13 protein-coding genes are annotated in these 16,571 nt (G+C 59.4%); all 13 read left to right on the top strand.

Annotation, left to right across the window (positions count from 1 at the left end):
- Nucleotides 1-439 precede the first annotated feature (439 nt).
- The 13 genes from ACSQ8V_RS30745 to ACSQ8V_RS30685 all read left to right on the top strand — a co-directional run bounded on the left by ACSQ8V_RS30745 (nt 440) and on the right by ACSQ8V_RS30685 (nt 16,563).
- Nucleotides 440-1,093, top strand: coding sequence for a MotA/TolQ/ExbB proton channel family protein (locus tag ACSQ8V_RS30745; protein ID WP_213765222.1), 654 nt, complete (start codon nt 440-442; stop codon nt 1,091-1,093).
- 54 nt (nt 1,094-1,147) lie between these two features.
- Nucleotides 1,148-1,570, top strand: coding sequence for an ExbD/TolR family protein (locus ACSQ8V_RS30740; RefSeq protein ID WP_213765221.1), 423 nt, complete (start codon nt 1,148-1,150; stop codon nt 1,568-1,570).
- Complete coding sequence (locus ACSQ8V_RS30735) at nt 1,567-2,343, top strand: energy transducer TonB (protein ID WP_436208295.1); 777 nt, start codon at nt 1,567-1,569, stop codon at nt 2,341-2,343. The genes ACSQ8V_RS30740 and ACSQ8V_RS30735 overlap by 4 nt, the downstream gene beginning before the upstream one ends.
- Nucleotides 2,344-2,365: 22 nt before the next feature.
- Entirely contained in the window at nt 2,366-4,183 is a 1,818-nt protein-coding gene (locus tag ACSQ8V_RS30730) for an extracellular solute-binding protein (protein WP_436209218.1), read from the top strand.
- The gene (locus ACSQ8V_RS30725) at nt 4,180-5,229 is read left to right on the top strand and encodes a microcin C ABC transporter permease YejB (protein ID WP_436208294.1); all 1,050 of its coding nucleotides are present in this window, start codon (nt 4,180-4,182) and stop codon (nt 5,227-5,229) included. The genes ACSQ8V_RS30730 and ACSQ8V_RS30725 overlap by 4 nt, the downstream gene beginning before the upstream one ends.
- Nucleotides 5,183-6,310 (top strand): ABC transporter permease, encoded by a 1,128-nt coding sequence (locus tag ACSQ8V_RS30720; RefSeq protein WP_436208293.1) that lies wholly within the window; start codon nt 5,183-5,185, stop codon nt 6,308-6,310. The genes ACSQ8V_RS30725 and ACSQ8V_RS30720 overlap by 47 nt, the downstream gene beginning before the upstream one ends.
- Nucleotides 6,307-7,908 carry an ABC transporter ATP-binding protein gene (locus ACSQ8V_RS30715; RefSeq protein ID WP_436208292.1) on the top strand — a complete coding sequence of 534 codons (1,602 nt, stop codon included), beginning with the start codon at nt 6,307-6,309 and terminating at the stop codon, nt 7,906-7,908. The genes ACSQ8V_RS30720 and ACSQ8V_RS30715 overlap by 4 nt, the downstream gene beginning before the upstream one ends.
- Nucleotides 7,909-8,170: 262 nt before the next feature.
- Nucleotides 8,171-9,952: an L-arabinonate dehydratase gene (gene araD / locus ACSQ8V_RS30710; protein WP_436208291.1), complete on the top strand. Its 1,782-nt coding sequence runs from the start codon at nt 8,171-8,173 to the stop codon at nt 9,950-9,952.
- 20 nt (nt 9,953-9,972) lie between these two features.
- Nucleotides 9,973-10,704: a ribonuclease activity regulator RraA gene (locus ACSQ8V_RS30705; RefSeq protein WP_213765215.1), complete on the top strand. Its 732-nt coding sequence runs from the start codon at nt 9,973-9,975 to the stop codon at nt 10,702-10,704.
- A 90-nt stretch (nt 10,705-10,794) separates the two neighbouring features.
- Nucleotides 10,795-12,099: an MFS transporter gene (locus ACSQ8V_RS30700; protein WP_436209217.1), complete on the top strand. Its 1,305-nt coding sequence runs from the start codon at nt 10,795-10,797 to the stop codon at nt 12,097-12,099.
- A gap of 85 nt (nt 12,100-12,184) precedes the next feature.
- On the top strand, nt 12,185-13,255 hold the full coding sequence (locus ACSQ8V_RS30695; protein WP_436208290.1) for a LacI family DNA-binding transcriptional regulator: 1,071 nt from the start codon (nt 12,185-12,187) through the stop codon (nt 13,253-13,255).
- 1,318 nt (nt 13,256-14,573) lie between these two features.
- Complete coding sequence (gene adh, locus ACSQ8V_RS30690) at nt 14,574-16,094, top strand: aldehyde dehydrogenase (RefSeq protein ID WP_213765212.1); 1,521 nt, start codon at nt 14,574-14,576, stop codon at nt 16,092-16,094.
- Between the two features lie 76 nt (nt 16,095-16,170).
- Nucleotides 16,171-16,563 carry a DUF779 domain-containing protein gene (locus tag ACSQ8V_RS30685; RefSeq protein ID WP_213765211.1) on the top strand — a complete coding sequence of 131 codons (393 nt, stop codon included), beginning with the start codon at nt 16,171-16,173 and terminating at the stop codon, nt 16,561-16,563.
- The last annotated feature ends 8 nt before the right edge of the window (nt 16,564-16,571 follow it).

Genomic DNA, 16,571 nt, shown 5'->3' with positions numbered 1-16,571 from the left:
AAGCGTCTACGGGCCGAGCGCGGAAATTGAATGGTATTTCTGGTGATCAGAATAAGCATATATGCAATAATATAATATTACAAATTGCTTTCGTTCGCCCAAAATTGGGGAGTTGTTTGCACGAATAACGTGATCCCGTCTTTGGGAGCAGCTAAAAAACCGTGATTGCAGTCGTGTGGCTTTGTGTTATTAAGAGCGGCGAATGGCACGCTCTATTTTCAGCTGCATGGGTACGATTCGAGGATTTCTTAATGCGCCGTAAAATCAAGGCGTTATTGCAATCCTGAGATCAGGTTGGACAAAAATTCAGTTTCGGTTGGCATGGCGGTTGCTTAGTGCCTTGCGCTTTTCGCCAACGTTCAATGTCGGCGGCGGTAAAGAGCAACCCCCGTTATTCCCGAACTGATTAGCATTTTTTTGTCCTCAACCGGAGACTGCAGTGCTGCAAACCCTGATCAACTATTCCGTCCAGTCGATGGGCCTTATCCCTCTTCTGGGAGTCATCTTCTTGCTCGGCATGGCCGTCATCATTGAGCGTCTGGTGTTCTTCACGAAAGCCGTGCGCGCCGGCAAGACCATCGAGCATGATCTCAAGCTGCTCAAGGCGAATCATCCTGAGGACGCAGCGAAGGTCGTGAAGCACTACGAAACCACGGTGCAGGCTGAACTTGTGCGCAGCGCGATGAAGGTCAATGGCCGCGCCGAAGCCGTGGTGGAACGCGAGATCGAAGAAACGATCATGTTCCAGATGCCGCGCCTCGACCGCAACCTGTGGGTCCTCGACACGGCCGTGACGCTCGGGCCGCTGCTCGGTCTGCTCGGCACGATCATCGGCATGGTGGAGTCGTTCAACGTGCTGGGCGAAAGCGGTGCGTCCAACCCGAACGGCGTGACCGGCGGTATCGGCCATGCACTGACGGCAACGGCCTGCGGTCTGGTGATCGCGATTATTTGCGTGATCTTCCTCAACTACTTCAACAAGCGCATTCGCATGACGGTGAATCAGTTCGATCTGATCAAGTCGCTGCTGGTGTCGCGTTTTTCCGCGCCGGTTAGCCGCACGGCTGACATCCGTCCTGAGATCGCGGCATAAGCGTTGCCTGCGCTGCCGGCTGTGTGCCGCTGTATCGAATAGAAGAGGTTTGAGATGAGTAGAAATCACCGCAGTCATTACCTGGGCGCGGAAGAGAAGGCACGCATCGAGATCATTCCGATGATCGACATCATGATGTTCCTGCTGGTTTTCTTCATGCTCGCCACGCTCAAGATGATTCAGGGCGCGGGCATCAAGCTAGACTTGCCGCAATCGAGCACCGCCGAGCAGTTGCAGCAGACCATCAAGGTCACGATCGGCATCACCAAGACGGACGAGCTTTACCTCGACGCCAGGCAGGTCACTGAGGACGAACTCACGGCGCATTTGAAGGGCTTGCTGGGCGACTCCACGAAGGTCGATGTGGCAATTTCCGGCGATGAAGGCACGAGCTACAAGAACATCATTCATGTCATGGACCTGGTGCGCGCAGCCGGCATCAGCTCTGTGGCACTGGCGACGAATCCAGCAGCATGAACGCGCCAGTCCACCTGATAAACACGCCGCGCGAGCCGTTGAGCGGAGCGCTGTGGGCGTCAAAGAGCGTCGCGCGCGAGCATCACATTCCGATGAAGCTGGCCGTCGGCGCGGCGCTCGTCGTCGAGTTGCTTATGATCGCGGGCATCTCTCACGTGAACTTCACACCCGACGCGCCGCCGCCTCCGAAGGAAATGCGCGTGCGCATGGCTCCGCCGCCACCACCACCGCCACCGCCGCCGCCCGAGGTTAAGAAGATCGAACCGCCGCCCGCGCCGAAACCTGTCGAGAAGCCGCAGCCCACGCCCAAGCCGCAGCCTGTGCCCAAGCCACCGCCCGCGAAGCCTGCAGCGACGCCGAAGGAAGCCGAGATTCCCGCAGCGGCCGATCCGTCAGCGAATGCGCCCGCATTGGCGACCGGACCGGCGAACGCCACGCCATCCACACCGACCGCTGCAACCGGTGCTGCGCCCGCGCCGGCTCCCGGCCTGCATGGCGTAGTCGATGGCCGGGGCCATTGCCAGTCGGTGCAGCCACAGATCCCGCGTCGGGCGCTGGAGCAGGGTATTTCGGCCAGCGTGATTGCGCGCCTATCCATAGGAACCGATGGCCAGGTGAGCGGCGTGCAGATCGTTCGCGTGACTCCGCCTACGACTGTTTTCAACGAAGCGGTCATGACCGCGGGAAAACAATATAAATGTGAGAAAAACCCGCAGCCCTACGTGGGTGAAGTGGAGTTCTCGTTCAAGACCCAAGCGAGCGACGATGACTGACGCAGGACCGCTGTTCCGTTTGATGTTGCTGGCCGGACTTGTGCTCGCGAGTCCGGCGTTCGGAAAGGCATCGATCGCGCAGTACGACGCGCCTAGATACCCGGAGAATTTCACGCATTTCGACTATGCCGATCCCGGTGCGCCGAATGACGGCGACATGATTTTTCAGAACTACGACGCAGCGCAAAGCTACGATTCGATGAACCCGTTTCTCATCCGCGGCGCCCCTGCGCCCGACCTGAAGAACCTGATGTTCGACACGCTGATGCAGCGGAGCTGGGACGAGCTGGCCTCGCAATATGCATTGATTGCCGACGACGTTGAAGTGGCCGCCGATGGCAAGTCCGCGACGTTCCATATCAATCCCGGCGCGCGCTTTTCCAACGGCGATCCGATTACCGCCGCTGACGTCAAGTATTCGCTGGACACGCTGCTAAGCCCGAAGGTTTCGCCAATCTTCAACTCGCAGTTCGCAAATATTTCGAGCGCTACCGTGGTTGATAAACTGAGCGTGCGCTTCGACTTCAAGGAAGCACGCCGCGATGCCCCGTTGATCGCGGGCGACCTGCCCGTTTTCTCGCCGAAGTGGGGCATGAAAGCGGACGGCACGCGCCCGCCGTTCGATCAGATTGCGAACGTGCCGCCGATCGCCAGCGGCCCGTATCTGATCGAGCAGCGCAAGAACGACAAGCAGATTACCTACACGCGCAATCCGGATTATTGGGCGGCGGACCTACCTTCGCGGCGCGGCATGTATCGTTTCAAGCGCATTACGTTTCGCTTGTTCGCAGACGCGTATTCGTCTCGCGAAGACTTCAAGGCGGGCCGCGTGGATATGCGCGTGGAGTATTCGTCGTCCTCGTGGGCGCGCAAATATGTCGGCAAGAATTTCAATAACGGGACGCTCAGGAAAGAAGCTTTTCCGAATGGTCCGGCGCGAATGCAGGGCCTGATTTTCAACATGCGCAAGCCGCAGTTCGCGGACCGTCGCGTGCGTCAGGCGCTGACCATGGCGTTCGATTACGACTGGCTGAACCGCCTCTACTTCTACAATCAATACCGTCGTACGGGCAGCTATTTCCAGGACAGTCCTTTTGGCGCAACCGGTCTGCCCGACGCGAAGCAACTCGCGCTTCTCGAACCGTATAGATCGAGCCTCCCGCCCGCTGTATTCGGTCCAATGATCCAGCCACCCAACACGTTGCCGCCGAACTCGCTGCGCGGCAATTTGCGCGCAGCCCAAGCGTTGCTGAATGAGGCAGGTTGGCATTATCGCGACGGGGCGTTGCGCAATGCAGCGGGCACGCCCATGACCATAGAAATTATCGACAACCAGCCGGGCATGGACGGGATCATCATGCCGTACGTGCGGCAGTTGCAAACGCTCGGCATTCAGGCGCGCATGCGGGAACTCGACAGCGCGCTCTTTGAAAAGCGCGTGAGCACGTTCGACTACGACATGATCACCCATATATATGATCCGGTCACGATTCCCGGCAATGAACTGACGCGGCGTTTTGGCAGTGCAGCGGCATTGGAGACCGGCTCGGAGAATTATCCGGGTGCGAAGTCGAAAGCCGTCGACGCCATGATCGATGCGGCGCTCAAGGCTCAAACGCTGGGCGAACTCGAAACGGCAACCCGCGCACTTGACCGGGTAATGATCAACGATTACTACCTCGTGCCGGAGTATTACGCGCCAAATTCGCGTGTCGGCTACCGGTCGCGCATGGGACATCCGGAGGTCATTCCGCGCTCGTACGGTACCGAGGACTGGTTGATCAGTTACTGGTTCGTGAAGCCAAACTCTGCTCAGTTCACATCGACCCAAGCACCATGACAACCTATATTCTCAGACGTTTATTGTTGATGATCCCCACGCTGATCGGCGTGCTCACGCTTACGTTTGTTGTCACGCAGTTCGTGCCGGGCGGACCGGTTGAACAGGTGATGGTGCAAATGCGCCACGGCGGAAATCAAGGCGGCGAGGCCGGCGGAGGCGGTGGGTATCACGGCAGCCAGGGCGTGGACCCGCAGCAAGTCGAGCAATTGAAGAAAGAGTTCGGCTTCGATAAACCGCCGCTAGTCCGCTATTTCCTCATGCTGAAAAACTATGCGAGCTTCAACCTGGGACAGTCTTATTACCAGCATCAAAGCGTATGGGACGTGATCCGGTCGAAGCTGCCGGTGTCCATCACGCTCGGCCTCTGGACCGTGCTGCTGACCTACCTCATTGCAGTGCCGCTGGGGATCTCGAAGGCCGTGCGCAACGGTTCACGCTTCGATACCGTCACGACCATTCTGGTGCTGACCGGCTACGCCATACCCGGTTTCGTGCTCGGCGTGCTGCTGCTGATGTTGTTTGGCGGAGGCACGTTGTGGCAAGTCTTTCCCATGCGCGGCCTCACCTCCGATGACTTCGAACAACTCAGTATCGCGGGCAAGGTACTCGACTACTTGTGGCATATCGCGATGCCGGTCACGGCGGCGGTGGTCGGCCATTTTGCGATCGTCACCTTCCTCACGAAGAACACGTTCCTTGAGGAAATCAGCCGGCAGTACGTGCTGACCGCGCGCGCAAAAGGCGCGCCGCAACGCGACGTACTGTGGAAACACGTGCTGCGCAACGCAATGATCCCGCTGCTGACTGGCCTGCCCGCTGCGTTTATCGGCGCGTTCCTGAACGGCAATCTGCTGATCGAGACGCTGTTCTCGCTCGACGGCATGGGCCAGCTTTCCTACGACTCGGTGATCCGCCGCGACTACCCCGTCGTGCTGGGTTCGCTCTATTTATTCACCCTGATTGGTCTCGTGACCAAGCTAATTACGGACGTCTGCTATGTCCTCGTCGACCCCCGTATCCAGTTCGACCGGCTGGACCGCTGAGACAACCGGTGGGCTCGCCTCGCAAGCCCAGCCGCCGTCGATTTCCCCCGGCAAGCGCGTATGGCTGCGCTTCAAGGCTCAACGCCTGGGCTACTGGAGCACGATCCTGTTCGCGTCCCTGTTCCTGATCAGCTTGCTCGGCGAGGTGATTGCGAACGACAAGCCCCTCGTGATCCAGTACGAGGGTCAATATTATTTTCCCATTTTCAAGAACTATTCGGAGAAGACCTTCGGCGGAGATTTTCCCGCGCGCGCAAACTATCTCGATCCCTACATACGCGAGCGCCTTGAATCGAACGGCAATTTCGCAATCTTTCCACCGGTCCATTTTCACTACGACACGGTCGATTACTTCGCCAATTCTCCGAATCCGGCGAGGCCTTCAGCGGCGAACTGGCTAGGCACCGATCAATTCGGCCGCGACGTCCTTTCGCGCTTGCTGTACGGCTTCCGGCTCTCTGTGCTCATGGCGCTCGCACTCACCGTCTCGGGCGTCTTGCTGGGCGTCCTGACGGGCGCAGTGCAGGGTTTCTACGGCGGACGGACCGATCTGATCGGGCAGCGGCTGATCGAAATATGGAGCTCCATGCCGGATCTTTATTTGCTGATCATTTTCGCGTCGATATTCGAACCTACGCTCTGGCTGTTATTTATTCTCCTTTCGATGTTCGGATGGCTCACGCTGTCGGACTACGTACGCGCCGAATTCCTGCGTAACCGGTCGCTCGATTATGTGAAGGCGGCTCGCACAATGGGTTTGTCGAATGCGCAGATCATGTGGCGTCACGTGTTGCCGAACAGTCTTACGCCGGTGATCACCTTCCTGCCGTTTCGCATGAGCGCGGCCATTCTTGCGCTGACCAGCCTCGATTTTCTGGGGCTGGGTGTACCCGCGCCCACGCCGAGCCTGGGCGAACTGCTCGCACAGGGCAAGAACAATCTGGACGCGTGGTGGATCTCCGGCGCGGCGTTCGGCACGCTCGTGGTGACGTTGTTATTGCTGACCTTCATGGGCGATGCGTTACGCAATGCGCTCGATACCCGCAAGCGCGGTTCTGCATTCGGAGGCGCGCAAAAGTGACTCAGGCCCTACTGAAACTAGACCACCTCTCCATCCGCTTCGGCGATAAAACCGTCGTCCAGGATTTGAATCTTTCCATTGCACGCGGCGAGCGTGTTGCACTGGTCGGTGAATCCGGATCGGGTAAGAGCGTGACGGCTTTGTCGATTCTCGGACTGGTCGAAGACGCACGGCAGAGCGGCCGGATCCTGCTCGACGGCGACGACCTGCTGCGTAAAAGCGAGCAGCAATGGCGCGGCATTCGCGGCCGCGACGTCGCCATGGTCTTCCAGGAACCGATGACCGCGCTCAATCCGCTATTTACCATCGGCAAGCAGATTGCGGAAAGCTTGCGGCTGCATGAGGGCATGCGGCCGAACGCGGCGCGCGAGCGAGGTATCGAGCTCTTGCGCCGTACCGGAATTCCCGAACCGGAACGACGTATCGACAGTTTTCCGCATCAGCTTTCCGGCGGCCAGCGGCAACGCGCGATGATCGCCATGGCGCTTGCATGCCGTCCGCGTTTGCTGCTCGCCGACGAACCCACGACCGCGCTCGACGTCACCGTGCGGCAGCAAATTGTGGATTTGCTGATTGAGTTGCAGGAGCAGGAAGCGGCGGACAGAGGCATGGCGGTACTGCTGATCACGCACGACTTGAACCTCGTGAAGCGCTTCGCGCAGCGCGTGGCGGTGATGGAGAAGGGCGTGCTGGTGGAAACCAATTCGACCGCTGAACTGTTCGCGAATCCGCAGCATCCTTATACGCAACGCTTGCTCGATAGCGAGCCTGTGCGCGATGTCGAGCCGGTTGCATCGAACGCGCGACGCCTGCTCGAAGTGCAGGGGCTTGCGGTCGATTACCGGATGCCGTCGAAGGGCTGGAAGTCGACGTTCACGCGGTCGTCGTTTCGCGCGCTGAAAAATATCGACATTACGTTAAAGCGCGGCGAAACGCTTGGCATCGTAGGCGAATCGGGTTCCGGAAAATCGACGCTGGCCGCCACTATTCTCGGCCTGCAACAGCCGGCCGAAGGGTTTATTCATATCGACGGGCAGCCGCTTTCCACACTGAAAAGCACAAGCTCGCGGCGCATGGCATCGAAGCGCTTGCAAGTTGTCTTTCAGGACCCGTTCGGCTCGCTCTCGCCGCGAATGACGATTGAGCAGGTGGTGGGCGAGGGGATCGCTTTGCATCGTCCGGAAGTGACGCCTGCCGAGCGGCGGCAGCGCGTAGCTACGTTGCTGGAAGAGGTTGGCATGCCCGCCGACGTCATGCCGCGTTATCCGCACGAATTCTCCGGCGGGCAGCGTCAACGGATTGCAATTGCACGGGCGCTGGCAGTCGAACCGGAATTGCTGGTCCTCGACGAACCCACCAGCGCGCTCGATGTATCGATCCAGCAGCAAGTCCTCGCGTTGCTCACGCGGCTGCAAAAGAAGTACACGCTGAGCTATTTATTCATTACGCACGATCTCGCCGTGATGCGCGCGATGGCTCATCGGGTGGTGGTCATGAAGTCGGGGGAAATAGTGGAAAGCGGCGACACGCTGCAAGTATTGCAAGCGCCTGCGCATGGTTATACGCAGGCGCTTTTAGCGGCTTCGACAGTGACCTGAGCCGCTTGGGACCGGAAGGAATCGAGGAAGCTAAAACAGGGTGCGAAGAAGCAGACGTCGCGCCATTTTTTCGCGCCCGGTATCTCTCCAGGCCAGATTTATTTGCTCGAAAAGCCGAGGACAGGTTTCTTTGCACCGGTCCAGATTTCATTTGCGAAGAACTATCCGCTTATTGGTGTAATCCCCTACGGATGTTCTTGAATGATAGCGCTACCATTCGCTCATTCAAAAGCGTTTGGTAACGCTACCAAGGAGAATAAGCGTGTCGTCGAACCCCACGGTCCCCCGCAAGACCCCTGAGCAATTACGCAGCTTCCGCTGGTATGGCGTGAACGACCTGCGCTCGTTCGGACATCGTTCGCGCACCGCGCAAATGGGCTATCACCCATCCGATTACATGGGCAAGCCGGTGATTGCCATCGTCAACACATGGAGCGAGCTCAACTCGTGCCATACGCACTTCAAGCAGCGCGTTGAAGAGGTCAAGCGCGGCGTCTGGCAGGCTGGCGGCTTCCCGGTCGAGATGCCGGTGATGACGCTCGCCGAGCCGTTCCAGAAGCCCACCACCATGCTCTACCGAAACTTCCTCGCGATGGAAACCGAGGAATTGCTGAAGTCATATCAGTTCGACGGCTGTGTGCTCATGGGCGGCTGCGACAAGACCACACCGGGCCTGCTGATGGGCGCGATCAGCATGAACCTGCCAACCATCTTTCTGCCGGCCGGCCCGATGCTGCGCGGCAACTGGAACGGCCGCACGCTCGGCAGCGGCTCGGACACGTGGAAATACTGGGCCGAACTGCGCGCCGGGAAGATTACGGAAGAGGAGTGGAAGGGCATCGAAAGCGGGATTGCGCGCTCGCCGGGCCACTGCATGACCATGGGCACCGCATCGACTATGACCACCGCCACCGAATCGCTCGGCCTGATTCTGCCGGGCTTTTCATCGATACCCGCAGTCGATTCGCGCCACGCGCAGTTTGCATCGCTGACCGGACAGCGGATTGTGGAGATGGTCTGGACCGACCAGAAACCGTCGGACATCCTGAGCGCGAAATCCTTCGATAACGCCATCACCACCGTGCTCGCCATGTCCGGTTCCACGAACGCGATCGTGCATCTGGTGGCGGTGGCGCGACGGGCGGGTATCGACTTGACGACGGCGCGCTTCGACGAACTCGCGCGCATCACGCCGGTGCTCGCCAACCTGCGCCCGGCCGGCAAATACCTGATGGAAGACTTCTTCTACGCGGGCGGTTTGCGCGCATTGCTCGTGGAACTGGGCAGCCTGATCGACGGCACGCAGATGACGGTGAGCGGGACGACGCTCGGCGAGAACATCGCGGGCGCGGAGATCTTCGACGAAGACGTGATCCGCAAGCGCGCCAATCCGCTGGTGGAACGCGATGGCCTCGCGGTGCTGACCGGCAATCTCGCACCGGATGGCGCGGTCATCAAGCCGGCCGCGATGGAGCAGCATCTGCTGAAGGCGCGCGGACCGGCCGTCGTATTCAAGGATTACGCGGATATGGCGGCGCGCATCGACAGTGACGAACTCGATATCACCGCCGAGTCCGTGATCGTGCTGCAACACGCGGGTCCGGTGGGCGCGCCCGGCATGCCGGAGTGGGGCCAGTTGCCGATTCCGCAGAAGCTGCTGAAGCAGGGGGTGAGAGACATGGTGCGGATCTCGGACGCTCGCATGAGCGGCACGAGCTACGGCGCGTGCGTGTTGCATGTGGCGCCGGAATCGTTCGTTGGCGGGCCGCTTGCGCTGGTGAAGGACGGCGACATGATCGAACTCGATGTGCCGAACCGACGTCTGCATCTCGACGTCAGCGATGAAGAACTCGCCACTCGCAGAGAAGCGTGGAAGGCGCCGAAACGGCCGTTCGAACGCGGCTTTGGCGTGATGCATCAGCTTCACGTCACGCAGGCAAACAAGGGCTGCGACTTCGATTTTCTGGAAGAGCCGGTAGCCGCATCGTCGCAGACCGTGGCCGCAACGACGGGTGCGCATCGCGACGAACCCGAGATTCACTAACCTTATTCAGAGCACGCCTTATGAACCCATCCGATACCCCCGTCAGCGCCGCCGCGCTGGAACTGTTGCGTCACGTCAGCACGGCTACGCTCACCACGCAGTTGTTCAAGCGTGGCTTGCGCAACGTGTTTTTGCAAGGCGTCGCGCCGCTCGTCAAACCTGCGCCGGGCGCACCGAACCTGGTTGGGCCGGCATTCACGCTGCGCAATATTCCGGCGCGTGAAGACCTCGATCACGTGGGTGTGTTCCAGGACCCCGACCATCCGCAGCGCAAGGCGGTGGAGAGTGCGCCGCCGGGCAGCGTACTGGTTCAGGACTGTCGTGGGGACCGCACGGTGGCATCGGTAGGGTCGATTCTCGCGCTGCGGTTGGCGAAGCGGGGCGTGGCGGGCATGGTTTCCGATGGCCCGGTCCGCGACAGCGGCACGATTTCGGAACTCGGCCTGCCGCTGTGGTGTGCGGGCGCGAGCGCGCCGCTGAATCTGGCGAAACATCACGCGGTGGATATGAACGTGCCGATCGCGTGCGGCGGCGTGGCGGTGTATCCGGGCGATATTGTTGTCGCTGATGTGGACGGTGTCGTGATCGTGCCGCGCGAAATGGCGGAAGACGTGGCGCGTGATGCGAGCGAACAGGAGCAACTGGAAATCTTCATCTCGCAACGTATCGATGAAGGCAGGCCGCTGCGCGGGACCTATCCGCCGAATGAGGAAACGCTGGCGGCCTACGCGCAATGGCGGGCAAAAAAATAACAACGTATCGACGTCGGACCTATAACGGCTCGCCGGCACGCAGCGAGCGCAGGAGACACGGTGAGTACTGTTCCGCATGCGGTAGATGAAATGCCATTGATCAACCGGCTGGCATTCAGGCTGATGCCGCTGCTTGGCCTGCTCTATCTGATCGCGTATATCGACCGTTCGAATATCAGTTTTGCCAAGCTGCAGATGCTGGGCACTCTCGGTTTGAGCGAAGTGGCGTATGGGCTTGGCGCGTCCTTGTTTTTCATCGGCTATCTGATCTTCGAAGTGCCGAGCAACGTGCTGCTGCACAAGTACGGCGCGCCGCGCTGGATCGCACGCATCATGCTGACGTGGGGCATTGTCACCGTACTCCTCGCATTCACGAAAAACGCCACGACGTTCTACGTGCTGCGCTTCCTGCTCGGTGCTTCCGAAGCCGGGCTTTATCCTGGCGTGATTTATTACCTGACCTTGTGGTTTCCGTCGCGGCATCGGGTGCGGATGCTGGGGTATTTCACGGTGGGCAGCAGTCTGGGGAACATGGTGGGCGCGCCTATTTGCGGCTGGCTGTTGGACAAGGGTGGACTCCTTGGTCTGCAAGGCTGGCAGCTCGTGTTCATTGTCACGGGAATACCGTCTCTTCTTCTGACCGCTGTCGTGCTGTTGTATTTGCCTGCGTCTCCGCTCAAAGCGAAATTCATTTCGGATACCGAAAAGAAATGGCTAGCCGATACCCTCGATAACGAACGCGCCCTCGCGGCACAAACCGAAGCGGGCAAAACAAGATTTCTGAGCGTGTTGACGGAACCGCGCGTGATCGGCATGGCGCTGTATTACATGATGCTGTCCATGTCGGTGTATGGTGTGAGCTACTGGTTGCCGACACTGGTCAAGGGGTTCGGTGTGAGCAATACCGTCAACGGCCTGATCAATATCGTGCCGTGGCTGCTCGCGACTATCGTGCTCGCGTGGTTGCCGTCGGAGTTGCGCGCTGCCGACCGCACGATGACCGCGATGCTTTGTGCGTCGGTACTCGGCGTGGTGTTCTTTCTCGGCAGCGTGTTCCTGCCGACCAACACGTTGCGTTTCATGGCGTTGAGTCTTGGCGCGCCCTGCATGTATTTGCTCCTGCCGTGTTTCTGGACGCTGCCGTCGAAGTTCCTGACCGGCGCGCGCGCGGCAGCCGGGATCGCGGCGATCAATTCGCTTGGTAATGTGGGTGGTTTTATCGCGCAGAATCTGGTGCCATGGGTCCGGCAGGTGAGCGGCAGCACGAAGACGCCCATGCTGATTCCCGCTGCGTGTCTCTTTACGTTCGGCGTCGTCACGCTGGTTTTGATTCGGCGCGATCGCCATGACGGTATGCAGGAGGTGGCCAATGGGCGGAGGGCGGAAGCGGCGTAGGGCTCAGCGGTATCGTTCTTATGACAAGGCTCGATCGGCGTTGACTACGATACCGGTGTCAGGCCCTACTGCAACCAAGCGAACCATGCCGAACGACAAGCCGACCGCTTATTCCATCGAAGCTCAGGACGAAGCGCCGGCCGTGCCCGTCAAGCGGTCGCGCGGCGGTCCGAAAGGGCTGCGCATCACCGACGTCGCGGCCGCCGCTGGCGTCTCGCCCATTACGGTTTCGCGTGTCTTCAACAATCCGGAATCAGTCGCGCCGGAAACGCTCGAGCGCGTGCGTCAGGTTGTGCAGAAGCTTGGTTACGTGCCTAACCGACTGGCGGGCGGGTTGTCATCGTCGAAGTCGCGGTTGATTGCGGCGATTGTCCCGACCATCGCGCACTCGTTGTTCTCCCAGACCATTCAGGTGTTCAGCGAGACCATGTCGAAGGCCGGTTATCAGGTGCTGCTTGCGTTGAGCGGCTATAGCGATTCCAGTGAGGAAACGCTGCTTGATGCTGTTTTGAGCCGGCGTCCTGAAGGGGTATTGTTGACGGGCGTGGCGCATACGGATTCGTTGCGTGAACGGTTGCGCAATGTTGGCATTCCGATTGTGGAAACATGGGACATGACGGAAACGCCGATTGATATGCTTGTCGGTTTCTCGCATTACCGGGTGGGCGTTGCGGTTGCGGAACGGTTCCTTGCGCGAGGGGTTTTGCATCCGGGCCTTGTGTCGGCCAATGATGATCGCGCGGTTGCACGTATCACCGGTTTTCGCGAGCGGCTGGCGCGCGCCGGGATCCATGATATAGCGGACGTGATTGTCGCGCCGCCCAGTTCCGTATTGATCGGCAAGGCCGCATTGCCGAAGCTTCTTGAGCGGGTGCCCGCGCTCGATGCGGTTTTCTGCGGCTCGGATCTGCTTGCTATCGGCGTGCTTGGCGAGGCAAAACGCAGGGGTATCGAGGTGCCGTCGCAACTGGCCATCTGCGGTTTCGGCGATCTGGAGTTCGCTTCGGAAACGAGTCCGCAGTTGACGACCGTGGGCGTGGACGGAACGCGCATTGGCGTGAGCGCGGCGCATTGTTTGTTAGCGCGGTTGAAAGGCGAGAAGGAAGCGAACGTGGTCGATGTTGGGTTTCATATTGTCGAGCGGCAGACGGGTTGAGTTTGGAAGTTGGCTTTCGTTCGCACTGGGGGAGGGTTGATGGTGTTTGGGGAGCGGGGGTTAGTGGGCAGGGTTGATGCCGGGGATGGTCGGTTCTGGGGTTAGCGGTCGGGGTCTATGCCGGGTTGGTCGGTTCTGGGGTTAGCGGTCGGGGTCTATGCCGGGTTGGTGCTTTCAGTGTTAGCGGTCTGCGAGAGTCGGATTTTCTCTTTATCACTATTAGCCACTGTGCGTGGCGGCACGTCATTTCTTTGTCCAAAGCGACAAAGAAACGAAGCAAAGAAAGCGCTTTAACCGCTCTACCCTAAGTGTCCACAGCGTGCAGTTTCTATTCATGGGTGCCCCAAAAGCACGGTGCTCGCCAGAGCCACTGATGTGTGAACCCCTCCTTCTCCGAACACCGATACCCACACGCTTCGCCACCAGTGATTGAACCTGCCCAAGGGACACCCCGCGCTATCCGCGGACGACCTCCCTCCAAATGTGTACGCGCCTCGAACCACGCCGCCAACCCGCCAGGAAACGAGGCCGCGAAGATGCGGGCGGCCGTAACCGACGAAGATAGCTGTACAGAATGCACAGCCAATTTACAAAAACTGAAGCAGTAAACACAAACACGCATCAAGCTGTGGCCTATGAATACGGTCGCACGGACCAGGTAGCTAACCTGTCAAAAAACCGCAGCCGTAAATATCCGTAAGGCCGTGCGGGTTCATTGGCAATGGTGCTTGCCCGAGAGCGTACGGGGCGAAGCGTGTTCGTGTCAGGATTCGCGAGAAGGAGGGGTTCACACATCCTTCGCTCTGGCGAGCACCGTGCTTTTGGGGCACCTATGAATAGAAACTGCACGCTGTGGACACTTAGGGTAGCGTGGTTGAAAGCGTTTTCTTTGCTTCGTTTCTTTGTCGCTTTGGACAAAGAAATGACGTGCCGCCACGCACAGTGGCTAACAGTGATAAAGAGAAAATCCGACTCTCGCAGACCACCACGGCCGAAAGCACCAACCCAGCAATAGACCCCGACCACTACCGCCGAAACCACCACCCCGGCACTGACCCCGACCACTCGTAACGAACGGCCCGAACCCATAATTTGCACAACAAATCCGCTGCGCGTCACTGTTCCGTTTCAACACGAATCCCGACGCAGGTGTTCCAAAACTGAACGCCCGGTCATCCTCGTGCACAAGCGGAAAACCCGCACTGCCCGAGCCCACGTGCAAGACGGCCATTGGCACGCATCTCGCAAGCATGGTCCCACCGGTCGCGGCAATCATGGTCGCGGCGGTCATTCTCACCGACATGCGAGGAGCACGCACATGAATCACGCCGAGATGCAATTTTTGAACACCGACTTCCCGTATAAAAAGCAGTATGGCAACTTCATCGGTGGTCAATGGGTCAAGCCGGTAGGTGGTGAGTATTTCGATAATATTTCGCCAATCACGGGCGAAGCGTTCACGTCCATCCCGCGCTCACGCGAAGCCGATATCGAACTCGCGCTCGATGCCGCGCACAAAGCCAAGACCGCCTGGGGCAAGACCTCGCCCGCCGAGCGAGCGAACATCCTGAACAAGATCGCCGACCGGATGGAAGCGAACCTGACGCGCATCGCGGTGGCGGAAACCATCGACAACGGTAAGCCGCTACGCGAAACAATGGCCGCCGACATTCCGTTGGCCATCGATCATTTCCGCTACTTCGCCGGTTGCGTGCGTGCCCAGGAAGGCTCGATTTCGCAAATCGATGAGGACACGGTCGCATACCACTTCCACGAGCCGCTAGGCGTGGTGGGACAGATCATTCCGTGGAATTTCCCGATCCTGATGGCGGTATGGAAACTGGCGCCCGCGCTGGCTGCCGGCAATTGCGTCGTGCTGAAGCCCGCCGAACAAACGCCCGCTTCGCTGCTGGTGGTGATCGAGTTGATCGAGGATCTATTACCGGCCGGCGTGCTGAACGTGGTCAACGGCTTTGGACTGGAGGCAGGCAAACCGCTGGCATCGAACAAGCGGATTGCGAAGATCGCGTTCACCGGCGAGACCACGACCGGCCGCCTGATCATGCAGTACGCCAGCCAGAACCTGATTCCGGTAACGCTCGAACTCGGCGGCAAGAGCCCGAACATTTTCTTCGCCGATGTCATGAACGCGGACGACAGCTATTTCGACAAGGCGCTCGAAGGGTTCGCCATGTTCGCGCTGAATCAGGGCGAGGTCTGCACGTGCCCGTCGCGCGTGCTGATTGAAGAGTCGATCTACGATCGCTTCATGGAACGCGCGCTCAAGCGCGTAGCGGCAATCAGCCAGGGACATCCGCTCGACTCGAAGACGATGATCGGCGCGCAAGCCTCGCAGGAGCAGCTTGAAAAGATCCTGTCATATATCGATCTCGGCAAGCAGGAAGGCGCGGAATGCCTGATCGGCGGAGAACGCAATGCGCTCGATGGCGAGTTGAAGAACGGCTACTACGTTAAGCCGACCGTCTTCCGCGGTCACAACAAGATGCGCATCTTCCAGGAGGAAATCTTCGGGCCGGTGGTGTCGGTAACGACGTTCAAGGACGAAGCGCAGGCGCTGGAAATCGCCAATGACACGCTTTATGGCCTCGGTGCGGGCGTGTGGACGCGCGATGGTACGCGAGCCTACCGTTTCGGCCGCGACATCCAGGCCGGACGTGTGTGGACGAACTGCTATCACGCCTATCCGGCGCATGCGGCGTTCGGTGGTTACAAGCAATCGGGTATTGGCCGGGAGAATCACAAGATGATGCTCGACCACTATCAGCAGACGAAAAACCTGTTGGTAAGTTATAGCGAAAAGCCGCTCGGTTTCTTCTGATCAAAGCGGTTGTTGCGTGATCTGAATGGCGGGCCGCGCTGCGGCTCGCCATAGTGTGTGTTCAGTGGAAACCCTTATGACCGAAGAAGAAGTTTCGCGCGTGGTCGCCACGCCGGCGGCGATCGAATTGATCGATAAGCTGAAGGCCGAACACGGGCAGGTGTTGTTCCATCAATCGGGCGGTTGTTGCGACGGCAGTGCCCCCATGTGTTTCCCGGTCGCCGAATTCATGGTCGGTTCGTCGGACGTCAAGCTCGGCGAGCTAGCCGGCGTGCCGTTCTACATGAGCGAATCGCAATTCGAATACTGGCAGCACACGCAGTTGATCATCGATTGCGTGCCGGGGAATGGCGGCATGTTTTCGCTGGAACGCCCCAGCGGGTTGCGTTTTCTCACGCGGTCGCGCCTTTTCGACGACACCGAATCCGCCTGGCTCGAGCATCATCCGGTCGAGCGCGTGACGGGTTAAACGCGGGA

The sequence above is a fragment of the Caballeronia sp. LjRoot31 genome, from assembly GCF_964253885.1.
Taxonomy (GTDB): Bacteria; Pseudomonadota; Gammaproteobacteria; order Burkholderiales; family Burkholderiaceae; genus Caballeronia.
This window is presented reverse-complemented; position numbering and strand designations above follow the sequence as displayed.

Excerpts from the sequence above, each read along its gene's own strand:
- adh (WP_213765212.1), top strand. The coding sequence starts at position 14,574 with ATGAATCACGCCGAGATGCAATTTTTGAACACCGACTTCCCGTATAAA.
- ACSQ8V_RS30720 (WP_436208293.1), top strand. The coding sequence starts at position 5,183 with ATGTCCTCGTCGACCCCCGTATCCAGTTCGACCGGCTGGACCGCTGAG.
- ACSQ8V_RS30725 (WP_436208294.1), top strand. The coding sequence starts at position 4,180 with ATGACAACCTATATTCTCAGACGTTTATTGTTGATGATCCCCACGCTG.
- ACSQ8V_RS30735 (WP_436208295.1), top strand. The coding sequence starts at position 1,567 with ATGAACGCGCCAGTCCACCTGATAAACACGCCGCGCGAGCCGTTGAGC.
- ACSQ8V_RS30730 (WP_436209218.1), top strand. The coding sequence starts at position 2,366 with ATGTTGCTGGCCGGACTTGTGCTCGCGAGTCCGGCGTTCGGAAAGGCA.
- ACSQ8V_RS30705 (WP_213765215.1), top strand. The coding sequence starts at position 9,973 with ATGAACCCATCCGATACCCCCGTCAGCGCCGCCGCGCTGGAACTGTTG.
- ACSQ8V_RS30695 (WP_436208290.1), top strand. The coding sequence starts at position 12,185 with ATGCCGAACGACAAGCCGACCGCTTATTCCATCGAAGCTCAGGACGAA.
- ACSQ8V_RS30685 (WP_213765211.1), top strand. The coding sequence starts at position 16,171 with ATGACCGAAGAAGAAGTTTCGCGCGTGGTCGCCACGCCGGCGGCGATC.
- ACSQ8V_RS30700 (WP_436209217.1), top strand. The coding sequence starts at position 10,795 with ATGCCATTGATCAACCGGCTGGCATTCAGGCTGATGCCGCTGCTTGGC.
- ACSQ8V_RS30740 (WP_213765221.1), top strand. The coding sequence starts at position 1,148 with ATGAGTAGAAATCACCGCAGTCATTACCTGGGCGCGGAAGAGAAGGCA.